At 69.5% G+C, this 15,402-nt stretch carries 16 protein-coding genes; 8 read left to right on the forward strand and 8 right to left on the reverse strand.

Translation table 11 applies throughout. From position 1 onward, the window contains the following. Nucleotides 1-22 precede the first annotated feature (22 nt). From ON19_RS03635 to ON19_RS03645, 3 genes are all read left to right on the forward strand, one after another. Entirely contained in the window at nt 23-691 is a 669-nt protein-coding gene (locus ON19_RS03635) for a DUF3239 domain-containing protein (protein ID WP_051168491.1), read from the forward strand. A gap of 52 nt (nt 692-743) precedes the next feature. Then, nucleotides 744-1,382, forward strand: a complete 639-nt coding sequence (locus tag ON19_RS03640; RefSeq protein ID WP_043686702.1) for a LysE family translocator — start codon at nt 744-746, stop codon at nt 1,380-1,382. A gap of 72 nt (nt 1,383-1,454) precedes the next feature. Beyond that, the gene (locus ON19_RS03645; protein ID WP_043686706.1) at nt 1,455-2,864 is read left to right on the forward strand and encodes a M1 family metallopeptidase; all 1,410 of its coding nucleotides are present in this window, start codon (nt 1,455-1,457) and stop codon (nt 2,862-2,864) included. Nucleotides 2,865-2,868: 4 nt separating this feature from the next. Here the strand turns inward: ON19_RS03645 and ON19_RS03650 are convergent, their stop codons facing one another. Continuing rightward, entirely contained in the window at nt 2,869-3,699 is an 831-nt protein-coding gene (locus tag ON19_RS03650; protein WP_043686710.1) for a hypothetical protein, read from the reverse strand. 294 nt (nt 3,700-3,993) lie between these two features. On the opposite strand from ON19_RS03650, the gene ON19_RS03655 reads away from it, so the two are divergent. Continuing rightward, nucleotides 3,994-4,524, forward strand: coding sequence for an LppU/SCO3897 family protein (locus tag ON19_RS03655; protein ID WP_043686714.1), 531 nt, complete (start codon nt 3,994-3,996; stop codon nt 4,522-4,524). Here ON19_RS03655 and ON19_RS03660 read toward each other — a convergent pair whose 3' ends face one another. Next, nucleotides 4,525-6,819, reverse strand: a complete 2,295-nt coding sequence (locus ON19_RS03660) for a helicase-associated domain-containing protein (protein ID WP_043686717.1) — start codon at nt 6,817-6,819, stop codon at nt 4,525-4,527. A 127-nt stretch (nt 6,820-6,946) separates the two neighbouring features. On the opposite strand from ON19_RS03660, the gene ON19_RS03665 reads away from it, so the two are divergent. Further along, nucleotides 6,947-7,135 carry a hypothetical protein gene (locus ON19_RS03665; protein WP_043686720.1) on the forward strand — a complete coding sequence of 63 codons (189 nt, stop codon included), beginning with the start codon at nt 6,947-6,949 and terminating at the stop codon, nt 7,133-7,135. 83 nt (nt 7,136-7,218) lie between these two features. Here ON19_RS03665 and ON19_RS03670 read toward each other — a convergent pair whose 3' ends face one another. After that, on the reverse strand, nt 7,219-7,845 hold the full coding sequence (locus ON19_RS03670) for a resuscitation-promoting factor Rpf1 domain-containing protein (protein WP_043686763.1): 627 nt from the start codon (nt 7,843-7,845) through the stop codon (nt 7,219-7,221). A 406-nt stretch (nt 7,846-8,251) separates the two neighbouring features. Then, complete coding sequence (locus tag ON19_RS03675) at nt 8,252-8,494, reverse strand: hypothetical protein (RefSeq protein WP_043686723.1); 243 nt, start codon at nt 8,492-8,494, stop codon at nt 8,252-8,254. 189 nt (nt 8,495-8,683) lie between these two features. Between ON19_RS03675 and ON19_RS03680 the strand changes: the two genes are divergently transcribed. Next, on the forward strand, nt 8,684-9,103 hold the full coding sequence (locus ON19_RS03680) for a cold-shock protein (RefSeq protein ID WP_174377662.1): 420 nt from the start codon (nt 8,684-8,686) through the stop codon (nt 9,101-9,103). Between the two features lie 31 nt (nt 9,104-9,134). On the opposite strand, the gene ON19_RS03685 is transcribed toward ON19_RS03680, so the two are convergent. Next, nucleotides 9,135-10,673, reverse strand: coding sequence for a sulfatase family protein (locus tag ON19_RS03685; protein WP_157229579.1), 1,539 nt, complete (start codon nt 10,671-10,673; stop codon nt 9,135-9,137). A gap of 111 nt (nt 10,674-10,784) precedes the next feature. Between ON19_RS03685 and ON19_RS38665 the strand changes: the two genes are divergently transcribed. After that, nucleotides 10,785-11,381 carry a TetR family transcriptional regulator gene (locus tag ON19_RS38665; protein ID WP_157229580.1) on the forward strand — a complete coding sequence of 199 codons (597 nt, stop codon included), beginning with the start codon at nt 10,785-10,787 and terminating at the stop codon, nt 11,379-11,381. A 72-nt stretch (nt 11,382-11,453) separates the two neighbouring features. Here the strand turns inward: ON19_RS38665 and ON19_RS03695 are convergent, their stop codons facing one another. From ON19_RS03695 to ON19_RS03705, 3 genes are all read right to left on the reverse strand, one after another. Beyond that, entirely contained in the window at nt 11,454-12,035 is a 582-nt protein-coding gene (locus tag ON19_RS03695; protein ID WP_043686733.1) for a DUF2771 domain-containing protein, read from the reverse strand. Continuing rightward, a complete protein-coding gene (locus tag ON19_RS03700) occupies nt 12,032-13,948 on the reverse strand; it encodes an MFS transporter (RefSeq protein WP_063709384.1) in 1,917 nt (638 codons plus the stop codon). Before ON19_RS03700 ends, ON19_RS03695 begins: the two co-directional genes overlap by 4 nt. 93 nt (nt 13,949-14,041) lie before the next feature. Then, nucleotides 14,042-14,815, reverse strand: a complete 774-nt coding sequence (locus ON19_RS03705; protein WP_043686736.1) for a glutaminyl-peptide cyclotransferase — start codon at nt 14,813-14,815, stop codon at nt 14,042-14,044. A gap of 17 nt (nt 14,816-14,832) precedes the next feature. On the opposite strand from ON19_RS03705, the gene ON19_RS03710 reads away from it, so the two are divergent. Then, nucleotides 14,833-15,402 (forward strand): DUF3027 domain-containing protein (locus ON19_RS03710; protein ID WP_043686775.1); only part of this gene is annotated, 570 nt, incomplete at its 3' end.

Consider the following 15,402-nt stretch of genomic DNA (forward strand, 5'->3'; position numbering starts at 1 on the left):
AAACTGTGCTAGGAATGAGGGCGTGCGACGCTTCGAATTCGCGGTGGACCGCAGGCACGCCCACGCGGTCAACGAAGTCTTCGCCGACCTTCGCCGCCTGCGCGTCATGGCGATCGCCGCCGCGGTCGTCGCGGCGAGCGGGACGGCGTTTTTGATCTGGCTGAACCACACCTGGGCGTATCTGGTCGCGGTCGCCTTCGCGCTCGGCGCGGTGACCGCACTGTGGGTGGCCCTGTGGACGCCGTGGCATTCCAGCATCGACAAGCTCTACGCGGACGGAGAGCTGGTCCCCGCTGTGGTCTCGGAAGTGCGTCCGTCCGGTGTGGTGCTGCTCGCCTTGGTGGATGTCTCCACACCGGAGACGGGTGACCGGCGCTATGCCTTGGTGACCCGCAAGGTCGGTGCCCTCCCGGGCCACGAGGCCAAGGTGGGGGAGCGAGTGCCGTCGGTCGCGGTGCGTACCGACCGGGCGCCACGGCCGGTGGGCGAGCGCTGGCAATCGGTGAGCGCCATGCCGATCGCGTGGGGCACGACCGACGGCAAGGTCATCGCAGGCGCCCGCGCGGCGATCAGCGAGACCGAATGGCGGTTGCTCACCGACAATCTCGGGCTCGCGGAGAAGGTGCGGCGCACCACCACGAAACGGTTACTGCTCGATCCGGATCAGTTGCCCGGCGAACTCGGCACCTGAAACCGGCTGCGAACGCCCGATTCCCGGTCGCGCGCACGCCTACACTCGAAGGATGGTTCCAGCGTCCAACCTGCTGGCATTCGTCGCCGCCGCGGTCGTCATCATCGTCGTGCCCGGTCCCGGCGTGCTGTTCACCGTCGGTCGTGCGCTCACCCTCGGCCGCCGCGCGGCATTGCTCTCGGTGCTCGGGCACGCAGCGGGCGTCTACGCGGCGTTGGTCCTGGTCGCGATCGGGCTGGGCGCCTTGCTCACGGCGTCGGCGCTGGCGCTCACCGTGGTGAAGTTCGCGGGCGCGCTGTATCTGATGTATCTGGGAATCCAAGCGATTCGCCAGCGTTCGGCGTTGCGCGAGGCGCTGGGCGCCCCGGTCGAGCCGACGCCCCATGCGCGGGTGCTGCGCCAGAGCGCGATCGTTGGGCTCACCAACCCCAAGGCGATCGTGTTCTTCTCCGCGGTGCTGCCGCATTTCGCCGACCCGGCGGCGGGTTCCCTGTCCTGGCAGTTCCTACTGCTCGGCACCGTCTTCCTCGCCATCGCGCTGGTCTCCGACAGTGCGTGGGCACTGCTGGCCGCCTCGGCGAGATCCTGGTTCGCGAAGTCGCCGCGGAGGCTGGAGGCGGTCGGTGGTGCGGGCGGGGTGATGATCCTCGGTGTCGGCGCGTCGGTGGCGCTGACCGGCAGCGGCGACTGAAGCCGCTACCATCCAGCGAGGTCGGTGCGCCGGTACCGACACGAGGCGGGGTGGAAAGGGGTGGTCGTTCGTATGAGGTTGTCCGGCCGGATGTGCGCCGCGGTCGCGTGTGTGTTCGTCGCGGTGCCGTGCTTACCCGCGAACGCCGAACCGCCCGCTGACCCGTTCGTCGGCGCGCCGGGCCTGGGCGATCCGTACTACCCGCTGGACGGCAACGGCGGCTACGACGTCCGGCACTACGACATCGCCATCGATTACGACCCGCCGAGCCGTCGGCTCGCGGGCACTGCCACGATCGCCGCCGCCGCCACCCAGGCCCTGCGCGTGTTCAACCTGGACTTCGCGGGACCGGAGGTGCGGATGGTGTCGGTGAACCACCTCCCCGCCGCATTCGACCGCAACGGCGAGCACGAGTTGACGGTGACGCCGATGCTCCCCCTGCTGCCCGGGGTGCCGTTCACGGTCACCGTCGACTACGCGGGCCCCGCCGTGAACACCGAAGGCGAGGGATGGACGTTCGCGCCCAGTGGCGGCGCTTTCGTCGCGGGCGAGCCGCACTCGGCGACCAGCTGGTATCCGCTCAACGACACCCCGCTGGACAAGGCCACGTTCACGCTGAACGCCACCGTTCCCGCGGAGTGGGAGGTGGTTTCCAACGGTGTGCGAACCGAGAACGTGGTGCGCGGCGACCAGCGGACGGTCCGTTGGGCCAGCGCCGCGCCGGTGCTGGGCTACCTGACCACCGTCGCGATCGACAAGTTCGACTACCTCGAGCAGCGCAGGGCCGACGGCACTCCGCTGATCAGCGCGTTCGCGCCGAATGCGGACAGTCGCCATCGCGAACTCGAACAGCGCCTGCCGGAGATCCTGGACTTCTCCGAACAGCTCTACGGCCCGTACCCGTTCGAGGCCGCGGGCGGCATCTACTTGGACGCCGACATCACCTTCTCACTGGAGACCCAGACCCGCCCGCTCTACGCACCGCGCATCGATCTGCAGACGGTGGTCCACGAGATCGCGCACCAGTGGTGGGGCAACTGGGTGTCGGTGCGTAACTGGTCGGACATCTGCCTGAACGAGTGCTTCGCCAGCTACACCGCCGATTACCTGTGGCCGGAGCGCACGGAGGGCAAGAACGTCGACGACGACTACCGCAGGACCATCCGGAAATACCGCGACAGCCAGAAGTTCTGGGACATCCCGCTGGAGAACCCCGGCGCCGGGAAGGAGTTCACCTCCGTCTACTACCGCGGGCCGCTGTTCCTGCACGCGCTGCGCAAGCAGATCGGCGAGGAGGTGTTCTTCGCAGCCGTCCGGGACTTCCTGGCCGCGCATGCCTACGGCAACGCCTCGATGCCGGAGTTCCGCGCCTTCGTGCAGGCCAGGACGCCCATGGACCTGACCGGCTTCTTCCACGCGTGGCTGAACACCACCGCGCCGCCGCCGGAGGAGTATCTGTTCCCCGGCGCCCTGCGCAGCTGAATCGTCAGTCGTCCTCGACGTGCTCCCGAGCCTTCGCCATTCTGCGTTCGGCCCGGTCCAGCTGGCGTTGCGCGGCGTGTAGGTCGTCCTTGGCCGACCGCTCGGCCGACTTGCGGAATTGCCGCTGCTGTTCGGCCTGTGCGAGCTCGTCGCGCAGCGCGGCGACGCGTTCTTCGGCACCGGACAGTTCGTCGGTCGCTGCCTCGAGCGCGGATTGTGCCGAGTCCTTCGCCGCGCGGGCGGATTCGAGCGCGTCCTCGGCGTCGGCCAGCTCGCGGCGCGCGGTGTCGTCCGGCTGCCGCCGCGATGCCGCGCGCCGGGGTGACGCGGCCGGTTCGGGCACCGCCAGCAGGTTCGGTCCGCTCGGCCCGAAGCCTTCGTAGCTCGCCGCGGTGGCGAGGGTCCCCGTGCGCAGCCGCTCGGCCACCTCCGGGTCGGCGAGTGCCGCCGTCAGCGTCTGGCTGATCTCACGCACGACACCCTCGCCGACCGGATGCCCGTGCTCGGCGGCGAGCGCGCCCGCCTTCTTGGCGAGCGCGTTGACCAGCTGCTGCCGCTGGGCGGTGAGGCTGCGCAGCTGCTCGGCCGAGAGTTTCCGCTGAGCGGCGGCCAGGGCCGCGCCCAGCCGGAGCAGATCCGCCACCTCGCCGGGTGCCGCGCGGGCCAGCAGGTTCGCCGCCCACGCGGTCAGGGTCGGTTTGCGCAGCTTGCCGATGGCAGTCGCGAGCTGTTTGTCGCCCGCCACCTTGGCCTCAGTCGCCCGGTCCGCGCGTGCCGCGACGAACTCCGCGGGCGCCAGCCCGTACAGGTCGTGCGCGACGTCCTCGACCGTCATACTGACCAAGCGTAACGGCCCGGTCTCGGACGACGACACACTCCGCATACCGGACAAGAGTCCAGTTGGATGAAAATCGCGAAAGGCGTTGCTAGTGAATTACTCTGCGTTCTCGTTGCTCGGCCGTCTGCTCCCCAGCATCCTCGGTTACGCGCTCATGGGGCTCTACGGCACGCATATGTAGCGCGCCGCCCGCTCCGGGTCGGCCGGTTGGCTGATGCGGCCGCTTGGTCCTGCGGGTATCCTCACCGCGTTCACGAGCCCGTGAACGTGTTCGGTGAGAGAGGTTTTCAGGTGAAGTTTCCAGGAGCGAGGCTGCTGGCACGGGTCGTGCTCGCCCTCGTCGCGGTGGCCGCGGTGGTGGTCACGGTGGCCGGCTGTTCGATGATCGGGGACGCGGGCAAGTCGGACACCGCCAAGGCCGAGGTCGGCGACTGCATCAACGTCATCGAGGGCTCGGCGGTCGATTCCAAGACCGAGCCGGTCGACTGCTCGTCGGACAAGGCCGTGTACAAGATCGCGCAGTCCTACGACAAGAAGACCGACTGCGCCGCCGACTACACCTCCTATGAGGAGACCCTGGGCGGCGGAACCACCGCGTTCCTGTGCCTGGCGCCCAACTTCAAGGAGGGCAGCTGCTACAACGAGAGCAGCACGACCGGCTACAAGCACGTCGACTGCGCGTCCACGGACGCCACCTTCAAGGTGCTGAAGCGGATCGACGGCCAAGCCGACGAATTGCTGTGCGACGCGAACGCCGACGGCTTCCGGCTCATCGAAACCGATCCCAAGGTCACCTTCTGCACGGGCAAGCCGAAGGGCTGATCATTCCAGCAGGGCAACCGACGCGATCCGGTGCAGCGTGAAGTGCCGGACCGCGCCGGTGACCGGGTCCAGCGCGTCGAGCTGCCCGTTGCCCACCTTCAACGGTTCCACCACGCGCTGCGTGGCGACCCCTTGGGCGTCGACGTAGCCGATATTCACCGACCGCCGCACCCGCGCCGCGAGCTGGAGCAGGGCGAGGGTCGCGGCGGTGTTGGTCCTGGTGCCGTCCAGGCGCACCGACTGACCCGAGCGGGCGCTGGCGGCACGTTCGCTCGCGCGTAGCTCGGTGACGAGCAACTCGAGTTGTTCGGTGCTGGGCGGTGTCGGGCGATACGGCTGCCGCGCGGCGGGCCGTACCGAGATCCGTGCGCCACGCGGACGCAGATCCACGATCGCGCCAGCCGAATCCTCACCCGCGGGCGCGAAACCGGCCGCGCGCAATTGCTCCAGCAGTTCGCCCAGCGGCGCCTGGGCGATGGCGACGGTCGGTGCGATGGACCGCAGTGCCAGCGTGCCGGCCACCGGTGCGGCGAGCACCTGCGCCAGCAGCGCCGGATCGTCGCTGCGGATGAACGACTGCGCCATGCCCGCGCGCAACTGGCCGTGCCGCCGGGCCACGTCGTCTATCAGATAGGTCAGCGCCTGAGGGATCGGCGTCCTGGAATGCTTGGCGAACAAGGCGTGCAGTTCGGCCGCCGTCAACCCCGCGTCGAGGGCGCGCCGCACCGACGACTCGCCGATCCGATACACCGTCGCCGCGCCGGCGGATTCGACGTCGGCGGCCAGGGCGACGCGGTGCTGCAAGTCGGTGGTCAGCGGACCGGGCGCGATGACCGTCAGGTCGGCTTGCACCAGCACGTGATCCACCGGCTCCGGCAGCGCCGACTCCATCTCCGCTTCGGCGTCGGCCACGCTGGTCGGCGCCGCGTGCAGCAGCGCCCGCGCCGCCGAGCCGAGCGCGCCACGGCCGACGAAACCCAGCGCCGCCGCTTCGGCGAGGGTCTGCTCGACCACCTCCGGACGGAAGTTCCTGCGCCTGCGCGGCTGCCGCCATGCCAGCACCCGGCCGATGTCCGCCGGGGCCGGCGCCGTACCGGACGGATACTCCGCGAGCAGGCTCAGGACGGCGTGGCGGTCGCGCGGCGCGTTCGGGGTGCGCAGTTCCAGCGACAGTGCGGCCAGCGGCTTGTCGTTGGCATCGCGCATGCCGATCATCCACGGCGTCCGATCCATTTCCAGCCAGGTCTGCCCGAGCGCGGCCCAGCGCCGCGCGGGCGGAGACTCCAGCCAGGCGTCCACCAGCGGCGTGGGCGCCCAGAAATCGTCGGTCGAGTCGAACTCCGGCGGCGGGTCGGGCAAACCCTTCTCGATCAATTTCGCGGCCGCCAGCAGTTCGACCAGCAAACCGGCCCGCGGCTCGTCGACCCCGGCCAGCTTGGCGATGCGGCGCAGCTCCCGCACGCCGAGGCCACCCGCGCGCAGGGCGGGAGCGGGCGCCTGGCCGAGCACCTCGAGTACGGCGGCACAGTGCCGCATCAACTCCCCGACCTCGCCCGCCGCGACCGCGTTCACCTCGGCGGGCGGGTATTTGGCGGCCTCCGGTTGCGGCGGCGTCAGTGCATGCGGATGGGTGACCGGTTCCCGGCGCAGCACCTGGCCGACGGTGACCGGAAGCTCGACGGTCTCGTCATCGATCCAGTGCAGCAGCCTGCGCGCCAGCAGCCGCTGAATCGGTCGATCGGGCGCGGTGCCCGGTGCGGCATCCCTGGTGCGACCGCGCGGGCCCGTCGCGGCCAGTTTGTCCAGCAGGGCCCGTTCGGCGGGCTCGAGTTCGGTGAGCGCCGCGACCACCTCGGATTCGGTGAGGGCGTCGGGGAGCTCGGTCGCCGTGCCGATCGGCCACGGCAAGGCCTCGGCGGCCGCCGGAATCAGATGCAATCCCTGCTCGGCGTCGAGCCAGACCAGCGCCCGAGCCGTCAGCCGCTCCAGCGCGTCGTCGATCGCGGCGGCCTGCGCGCGTTCGCTCAGTTGCACATGCAGTTCGGCACGGTTGAGCGGAGCACTGTCGGTGCGCGTCACGCCGTGCACCGCAAGGGTTTCCAGGAGGGCGAATTCCAGAGTGTTCAAGTCCTCCGTGGCGCGCAGCACCGACGCACGCTGTTCGGTGCGGGCGGCGAGCACGGCCATCGAGGAGGGCAGCGGCACGGCCAGGTCGGGCCGAAGCTGCAGCAGCGTCACGAGCTGGGCATCACTGCGGGCACCGAGCCATCCGGCGAGGGAGTCGGTCACGGTCATCCCGTCCACCCTACGACGCCGGGCCCGGTCGATCGGATCCTGTCACGCAACACCCGAACGCAAATCCTGTGTCACCTGACTGGTACGGCCTGAATACTCGGAAGGGCGGCACAGCTAGCATGGGGCCGTGGTGAACAAATCGAAGAAATCCTATGTCGACAACGGCTGGCCGAAGGTGGAAGACGGTGACCACGCGGTCACCGAGCTTTCCTCGGCCCGCTCCGGTGGTCTCTCGCCCTACGGCGAGGACACCGAGTTTCCGGTGCCCGCAGAGCAGTTGCCCTACATGCACCCGAACACGGTGATCAACCGCTGAGCGCGCGACCGGAACGTTCTCGGCTACGAAGAAGGGCCCCGCATCCACGTTGATGCGGGGCCCTTCTTGAAACTGGGTGGCGATCAGGAGGGCAGCAGGCCCTTGTTCGCCTCGTAGAAGTTCACGACCGCGGGGTCGAGGGTGATTCCGCTGGTCTTGGCGGCGTTGAAGAAGTCGAGAGCTTCCTTCGGCACCTGCACGCCCTGGCTCTGCACGACCTCGAGGGCGCGATCCACGGCGGAGAAGATCTGCTGCGTGTCCGCCGGCGCGGCCTGGGCGGCCTGCGGCGCGGGGTTCCAGCGCGGCGTCTCGTCGGTGGCGGGCGCGGAGCGCGGGGTGGGCGCGCTGCTCAGGCCCAGTTTGGACGAGCAGGAGGGCCAAGCGCCCCAGCCCTGCGAGGCGAGCACCTTCTCGGCGACCGCGATCTGCTGTTCGCGGCTGGCCTGGTTGGCGGAGGAGGCGTACTCCTGACCGCCGTGGGCGCGCCAGGTGCTGGGCGAGAACTGCAGCCCGCCCTGGAAACCGTTGCCGGTGTTGATGCCCCAGTTGCCGCCGGCCTCGCACTGAGCGAGTCGATCCCAGTCGGAGTCGGGTGCCGCGCTGGCGTTGCCTGCGAATGCCACACCGGCGGTGCCGATGATGGCGCCGGTGACGGCAACCTTGGCTACCGTGCGGCCGGTCGAGCTTGGCTTGCGATGGCGTCCACTCATTTCGGGTTCGTCTTCCTCTCGACGCACCTGCGACATCTTCGGTTCTGGTTCGGACTGAGAGGTCGTCCGTTCCGCCCTCGCCCCTACGTTTCCGTTGGGGTTCCGGTACCCGCGGGGCGAGGCTCGGTGCGGCGGGCCGGTGGTCGCCGGGGTGTCCCGGCTGGATAAGACGGTACGACGAACCGCGGGAAAAATCACTATTTGGTAACCGGCGTGTACCACTGGGTCTCGACGCGATATCAGCTGGGCCAAAAGTCTTCGTGCAGCTAGAGCGGCCACGGCTAGTCATCTCGACCGCCGTCACCACTCTGTGACCTCCCCGTAATGTGATGAGGATCACACATCCGAGTGGGTAACGAACGCGTCGGGTAACCAGTTCGCGGCGATCGCAGACCAGCGCTCCGGTTCAGCGGGATCTGCGGCCCGAGCGCAGCGCGAACACCAGGGCGAGCACGAACCCCAGCGGCGCGAGCATCGCCCCGAAGTAGAGCCACAGTCCGGGCTCGCCGTCGGTGAGTATGGGGATGGCGAAGATCACGACGATGGCCAGCAATCCCAGCGCGAACGAGCAGAGCGCGAGTTGCAGCAACCAATCGCCGCGCCGCCGCGGGGCGCCGCCGGAAGGGTTCGGAGCGGAAGGGTTCGTCACGGTTCGACGGTAAAACTGATGTGCTTGCGTTATTGGCACCGGGGTAGACTCGATGGCAATCGCGTCCTGCAATCCTGCTGGGCGCGTTCTTTTCGCACAGAAAAAGGGCCGGTCCCGTGACCGGCCCGGTGGACAGATGTGCTCGGGCCGTAGGGGTCCGAGTTTTTCGATGACGAACGGGTGAGCGCAGTGCCGACCGGCAGGGTGAAGTGGTACGACGTCGAAAAGGGCTTCGGCTTCCTTTCCCAGGACGAGGGTGAGGACGTCTATGTCCGCTCGTCCGCGCTGCCCGAAGGTGTCGAAGGCCTCAAGCCCGGCCAGCGCGTCGAATTCGGCATGGCCGCCGGCCGTCGCGGCCCCCAGGCGCTGAGCCTCAAGCTGCTGGAGGCGCCGCCGTCGGTCCGGCAGGGCCAGGAACGCAACGCGCGCAAGGAACCTGTCGCGCGCAAGCACACGCCTGACGAGCTGCACGGAATGGTCGAGGACATGATCACCCTGCTCGAGGCGAAGGTGCAGCCGGATCTGCGCAAGGGCAAGTACCCCGATCGCAAGACCGCGCAACGCATCTCGGAGGTCGTCCGCGCGGTTGCGCGCGAACTGGACCGATAGTCGTCGCGCCTGCGGCGACCTCCGCGGGTGCTCACGGTCGGATACCGCTCAGTTCTCTGGCGACGAGGCCGTCGACGAGATCGTTCATCTCCTCGACCAGTTCGGGCGCGCCGCCGTTGTGGGCGAGGTTGTGCATCTCGTGCGGGTCTTCCTGCCGGTCGTAGAGCTCGTAGTCGAATTCGTCACGGGGCCCGGCGATTTCGTGCGGCGTCGAGTAGCGGGCGAAGCTGTAGCGGGGTGTCACCGCGCCCCGCAGGCAGTATTTGACGCCGGCTGCTTGACCGCCGCTGGATTTGGCGTCCGAGGTGAGCAGCAGTGCGTCGCGGAGGGCGCCTGCCGGGTCCGCCAGCAAAGGCGTGAGGTCTTTGCCGACGAGTGGGCCTGTCGTGGCATCGATTCCGGCGAGGGCGGCCAGGGTCGGCACCAGGTCGATGTGTGAAGTCAGTGCGGCAGTGCTGGTTCCGTGCGTGGCGGGGTTGCGGGGGTCGGCGATGACCAACGGCACCCGGTTGTTCTCGCGGTAGATCATCGCGCCCTTCTGCCGCAGTCCGTGCGCGCCGCCGAGTTCTCCGTGGTCGGCGACCCGGACCACGACGGTGTTGCCCGCGGCGCCACTGTGGTCCAACGCGTCGAGGACCTCGGTCATCAATTCGTCGGTGCGGCGCAGCAACTCGAGATACCAGTTGCCCCACTGCCGCCATTGGGTGCGCCCGAGAGGCGAGTCGACGTCGTTCGGCATCAGGCCGCCGACGGCCTCGTTCATGGTGCGCCACACCGTTTGTACCCGCGGTTTGGTCGACAGGTCGGACTCGAAGTTCGGCGGTACGTCGGCGCCGTGATCGGGCACGTCCGTCAGCCGGTAGAAGCGCGGGCAGTACATTATGTCGTGCGGGTTCACCATGCTGACCACGCACAGCCATGGCTCACGGTCGCTGCCGTGCCGTCGCAGCCAGCCGACGGCGTTCTCGACGACGCCGGGGTCTTCGTGGGCGCCCTCGTCGGGCCCGCCGCCGGACAGGATGTCGTAGGCCTCGTCGAATCCGTATGCCGACAGCGCCGCGCTCTCGGTGCCGACCGGCTCGGAAAGGTGCCATTTTCCGATGTAGGCCGTCCGATAGCCGGCGTTCTTCAGCACCGTCCCGATGGTGGGGATCGTGGTGTCGAGATTCGGGCTCCAGGCGTGCAGCGGTCCGAGGACCGCGCCCATGAGGTCGTTGCCGCGGACGTTGTCGGTCATGCCGGTGACCGGTGCGTGTGATCCGGTGAAGAACGCCGATCGCGCGGGCGAGCACGGCGCCGTCGGCGAATGATGCATGGCGAACCGCACACCGGCGGCCGCCACCCGGTCGCGAGCGGGCAGTGCGAAGCCCGCGGGCAGGACGACATCCGCGCGCTCCTGGTCGGTCATGATCACCAAGATGTTCGGCCGCGCCGCCGGTGCCGCGGCGGACTTGGCGGCGAGCGCGCCGCTCAGGGCGGGCACGGAGGCGGCGGCCATCATGGCGAGAACCTGACGTCGGCTCGGTGCCGGTGGGTGTGCGCACGCGAGGAACTTGTCGGAGTCGGACACGGGACGGACCTTCCTGTGGGGCGGAACGGGCACCTCACTGTAACTGATGAATTGATGAAATCATTCAGTAAGACTTTTTCGCTGGTGGAGTCGTCGCGATACTGTGCACTGGTGTCAGGAACCGAGACGACGTCCGCTACGGCACGCGGTGAGCAGACGCGGCAGGCCATCCTCGACGTCGCCACACGCCGGTTCGCCGACCAAGGTTTCCGCAACACCTCGGTGGCGGCGGTGGCTCGCGAGGTCGGGGTGGCGCCATCCGCGGTGTACTTCCACTTCGCCGACAAAGAGGCGCTGTTCGTCGCCGCGTTCGACCGCGACGCCGCACGCCTGTCCGACGCGGCGCTGCCCCAGTCGGGTCCGATGGACGCCGTGTACTGGCAGCAGGTCGTCAGCCGGTTCGTGACCAGGCTCGACGCCTATCCGCTGGTGCATCGAGTGCTCGCCGGGCAGGAGCCGGGGCTGCTCGTTCGCCTGGTCGACGGTGTCGTGCCGCATCGCATCCGGCAGGTGCTCGAAGCGGCGCTGCGCGCCGGTCAGCAGTCCGGGGACATCGCCGAAGACCTCGATCCGCGGGACACCGCGATCGCGCTCGAGGCCATCTTCACCGCGGTGATCATCACCGTGGTGCAGGTCGGCGGGAGCGGTAGCTCGGAGCGTATCGACGCCGTCGGCCGCTTGGTGCGGGCCGCGCTCACCCCGGCTTGATCGTCCAGGCGCTGCGGAAGGCCGCCCGACCGGAAGCGGCGGCCCGTTGCCGAGACCGCCGCTGGATGCCGCCTACGCCGTGCTGATCGACCAGGTGGCGTGCGGCACGTAGAACTCCCGGCCCGTTTCGTCGCGGGCGAGGATCGGCAACTGGAATTCGACGCCGATGAGACGCAGATCGGGTTCGGGCTTCGAATCGATGGTGAGCGCCAAAGCGCGGTCGGGGTAGTCGTTGCGGCTGATCACCTGGTCCACCTTCTCGCCGTTGGGCAGCAGGTAGACGAGCTGGGCGAGCCAGGGCGCGTCGGCGACCTTCTTCGGCAGCGACAGTTGCAGGGGGTAACCGGCGGGCACTTCCAATTCGACGGTGCGCCCGCGGTGGCAGTCCGGCGCGTCCGGGGCGCAGCGCAACGTCTCGAACACCGTGCCCGCCGCGTCGTCCTCGGGCAGGATGTGGCAGTCCCGCATGGTCACCGCGCAGTAGCTGAACGGCCGCACGGTGACCGTCTTGCCGTGCGCGTAGGCGGTGAGGGTGACGTCGGGTTCGTCGGCGTTGCGGACCAGCATCGCCAGAACGCCCACGAAGGCGACGGTGAGCACGAGCAGGGCGGCCGCGACCAGCGCGGCGATCGTGCGTGCGTTGAGCTTGCTCACCAGATCGGGTCTCCTTGCCCTCGTTGGATGCGTTTGGTGTCGCCGCCGCGCCGCGCCGCCGGATCCTGCGCGCGCGGTGCGCTTCCCGGGTAGCCATGCGGCCGGAATGTCGGCACCTCTTGTTCCGCGTGCTGCGGACGGTTGCCGCCGAGGCCGGGCAGCAACGAGTGACCGCGGAAGCTGAGGAAAGTCTGCACCAAGCCGAGCACGAGTATCGCGGTGACCACCGCGAAGCCCTTCCAGTAGTCGGTCGGCAGCAGCACGCCCGCCGCGCCGCCGACGACCCAGCTGAGCTGCAGCACGGTCTCCGAGCGACCGAAGCCGGAGGCGATCGACTCCGGCGGCAGGTCGTCCTGGATCGAGGCGTCCAGCGACACCTTGGCCAGCGCGCTCGTCGCGGCCGCGACCAGGGCGGCGGCCGCCGCGCCGAGCAGATTGTTCGCGAACGTGGCGAACAGCGCCACCAGCGCGCAGGCCGCCGTGCAGCCCAGCACGATCAGTGCGGGCCTGCCGAGCTGGAGCCGCGCGCCGGTCGCGTTGCCCGCGAAGTTGCCGATGGCCGCGGCCGCGCCCACCGCGCCGAGCATGAGGGCCTGCTGCACCGGCCGGTGCTCGGTCGCCTTGGCGACGAACGCGACGTAGAAGGTGAGGAATCCGGTCAGCACGCGGATGGCGCTGTTGCCCCAGAGCCCGGTCACCACGGCGCGGCCGAGCGGCTGCCTGCGTTTGCGCGGCGGTACCGACGACTCCTTGCCGGAGGACAGCACCTCGGTGTGCGCGTCGGGGCCGTGATAGCTGAGCGTCGCGGGCACTTCGCCCTCGGTCACTTCCACCCAGGAGGGGATGCGCAGGCTCAGATAGGCCCCCGCACAGGCGATCAGCGCCGCGAAAACCAGCGCGCCGTTGGAGCCCGCGATCGCCGCGGCCAGCCCGGCCAGCCCTCCCGCACCGATGGTGCCGCCGACCAAACCGAACACCGTGAGACGGGAGTTGGTGCGGACCAGATCGATGTCCGGCGGCAGTACTCGGGGGGTCACCGCGCTCTTGAGCACGGAGAACGATTTGCTGCCGATCATCATGCACAGCGCGAGCGGATACAGCGCCCAAGTGTCGAACTGGAGGATCAGCACCACCGCGACCACCGCGCGCACCGCGAACGACGTCGCCAGCGCCAGGCGGCGACCGCGCTGCAGGCGATCGAGCATCGGGCCGATCAGCGGGGCGATCACCGCGAACGGCGCGATCGTGATCAGCAGGTACAGCGCCACATTCGTCTTGCTCTCCGCAGTGGCGCTGGCGAAGAACAAGGTGTTGGCCAGCGCCACCGCGATGGCGGCGTCGAGGGCGAAATTCGCCATGGTCGCGTAGGTGAGCGCCGTCAGACCCGACTTGTCGGCGCCGTCGGCCTTGGCCGCGCGCTGGAAGGTCGCGATGCCCTTTTCGGTGAGCTGCCTGCCGCGCATGGCGGCCACGCGGGTAACCGTGAGCTTGCGTGGCATCCGCTGCGCGCCGGAGGCGGCCGCGCTTTCCGGTGGTTGCACCTCATCCTGGACGGCGGTATCGGGATAGTCGTCGGCTGGTGGTTCGCTGCGACGAGGCGGTTGCGGGCGGTGCGGGAAGGCGTGCCGAGCCGCGCGGTCGGAGGCATTCGGTTGCTCGGTGTCCGGCCCGAGCGGGAAAGGTTTGGTCGCCGGGGGCCGTGGCGCTTCACGTCGCGGGCCGGGTGGTGGCGATCCCGGCTGGTCGTAGGGCTCGGGGGCGCGTCCGCGTCCGAGCGGTGGCAGCGGCCCGCGGCGTCGCGGCGGGTTGGGTGGCGGGTACCGGTCGAAACCGGGATGCCGATCGAACGGCGGGGACTCCTCGCCTTCCCGCCGATCACGGTCGGGACCGGAAGGTTCGCGGGGAGTAGTCACGACCTCAATTCTGGCGTACTCCCGTGCTGGGCGTTCACGCACGCTCCGTGGCGGCGGCGGAAAGTGACCATCGTCGCGGATCGCCGGACCTGCTCAGGCGGGCACGAAGCGGACCTCGAACATGGTCGGCCAATTCTTGCCCGTGATCAGGAACCGGTCGGTGCCGGGCAGTTGGGCGATGCCGTTGAGGGCGTCGGCCCCGGCCCGCGCGGTCGCCGGAAGCAGACCGGCGGCGTCGGCGGACGCCAGCACGGCGCCGGAACCGGGGTCGATGCGCAGGATCGTGTCGGTGGGCCAGTCGTTGGCGTAGACCGACCCGTCCGCCGCGCACTCGAGTTCGTTGAGGCGCGCGCCGTTGTGGCTGGTCAGCTCGACCGAGCCGGTCGGGGCGAAGGTGACCGGATCACGGAAGGTGAGCCGGTCGGTGCCGTCGCTCATGATCAGTCGTCCGTCCCTCGCGCACAGGCCCCAGCCTTCGCCGTCGTAGCTCGCCCGGCCACGTTCGGCCAAGGTGGCCGGGTCCCGCGCGATGGCGACGCCGTCGTGCCAGGTCAGCTGCCAGAGCGTGGCACCGGCGACGGTGATGCCCTCGCCGAAGTAGGGGGCGGGCAACTCGGTCCTGGCCAGTTCCTCGCCGGTCGCCAGCCGGGACGCGCGCACGCTCGACGCGCCCGACAGACCGGTGCCCTCGTAGAGGACCTCGCCGTCGATTTCCAGCCCCTGGGTGAACGCCTTCGGGTCGTGCGGTCGGGTGCCGACCACCTCGATGTTCATCCTGGGTGTCGTGTCCTCGGCGCCGCCGCATCCGCTCATAACGAGCAGACCGACCAGCACACCGACGGCCAACGAACGCCGATTGCGTTCCATACGGCAAAATGTAGGCCGTGAGCGCAGTTTCTGTTTCGGAGTCCGGCGTGCGGCCGATTCTGGCCGATGCCGTCGATTTGGCCCGCCGTGCGCTCCTGGAGTTGGAACCGTCGGGTGTCGGCGTGCACCTCGGCGTGATCGCCGAGGACGAGAGCGCGGCGACCCATCGATTCGAGGCCACGCTGCCCGGCTATCGCGGGTGGCAGTGGGCGGTCGTGGTGGCCGCCCCGCCCGAGGCCGATTACGCGACGGTCAGCGAGTCCGCGTTGCTGCCCGGGCCCGAGGCCTTGGTCGCGCCCGAGTTCGTGCCCTGGGAGCAGCGAGTTCGCCCCGGGGACCTCGCGCCCGGCGACCTGCTCGCCCCACCGGCCGACGATCCGCGCCTGGTGCCTGGCTACGTCGCGACCGGCGATCCGGTGGTCGACGAAGTCGCCTACGAGGTCGGCTTCGGCCGCACCAAGGTGATGAGCAGGGAAGGCCGCGCAGAGGCCGCCGAACGCTGGTACGCCGAATACGGCCCCGACGCCGAGATGGCCAAGGCCGCGCCGGCCACCTGCGGCAGCTGCGGCTTCTACCTGCCACTGGCC

The organism is Nocardia abscessus NBRC 100374, assembly GCF_000308455.1.
GTDB lineage: Bacteria > Actinomycetota > Actinomycetes > Mycobacteriales > Mycobacteriaceae > Nocardia > Nocardia abscessus.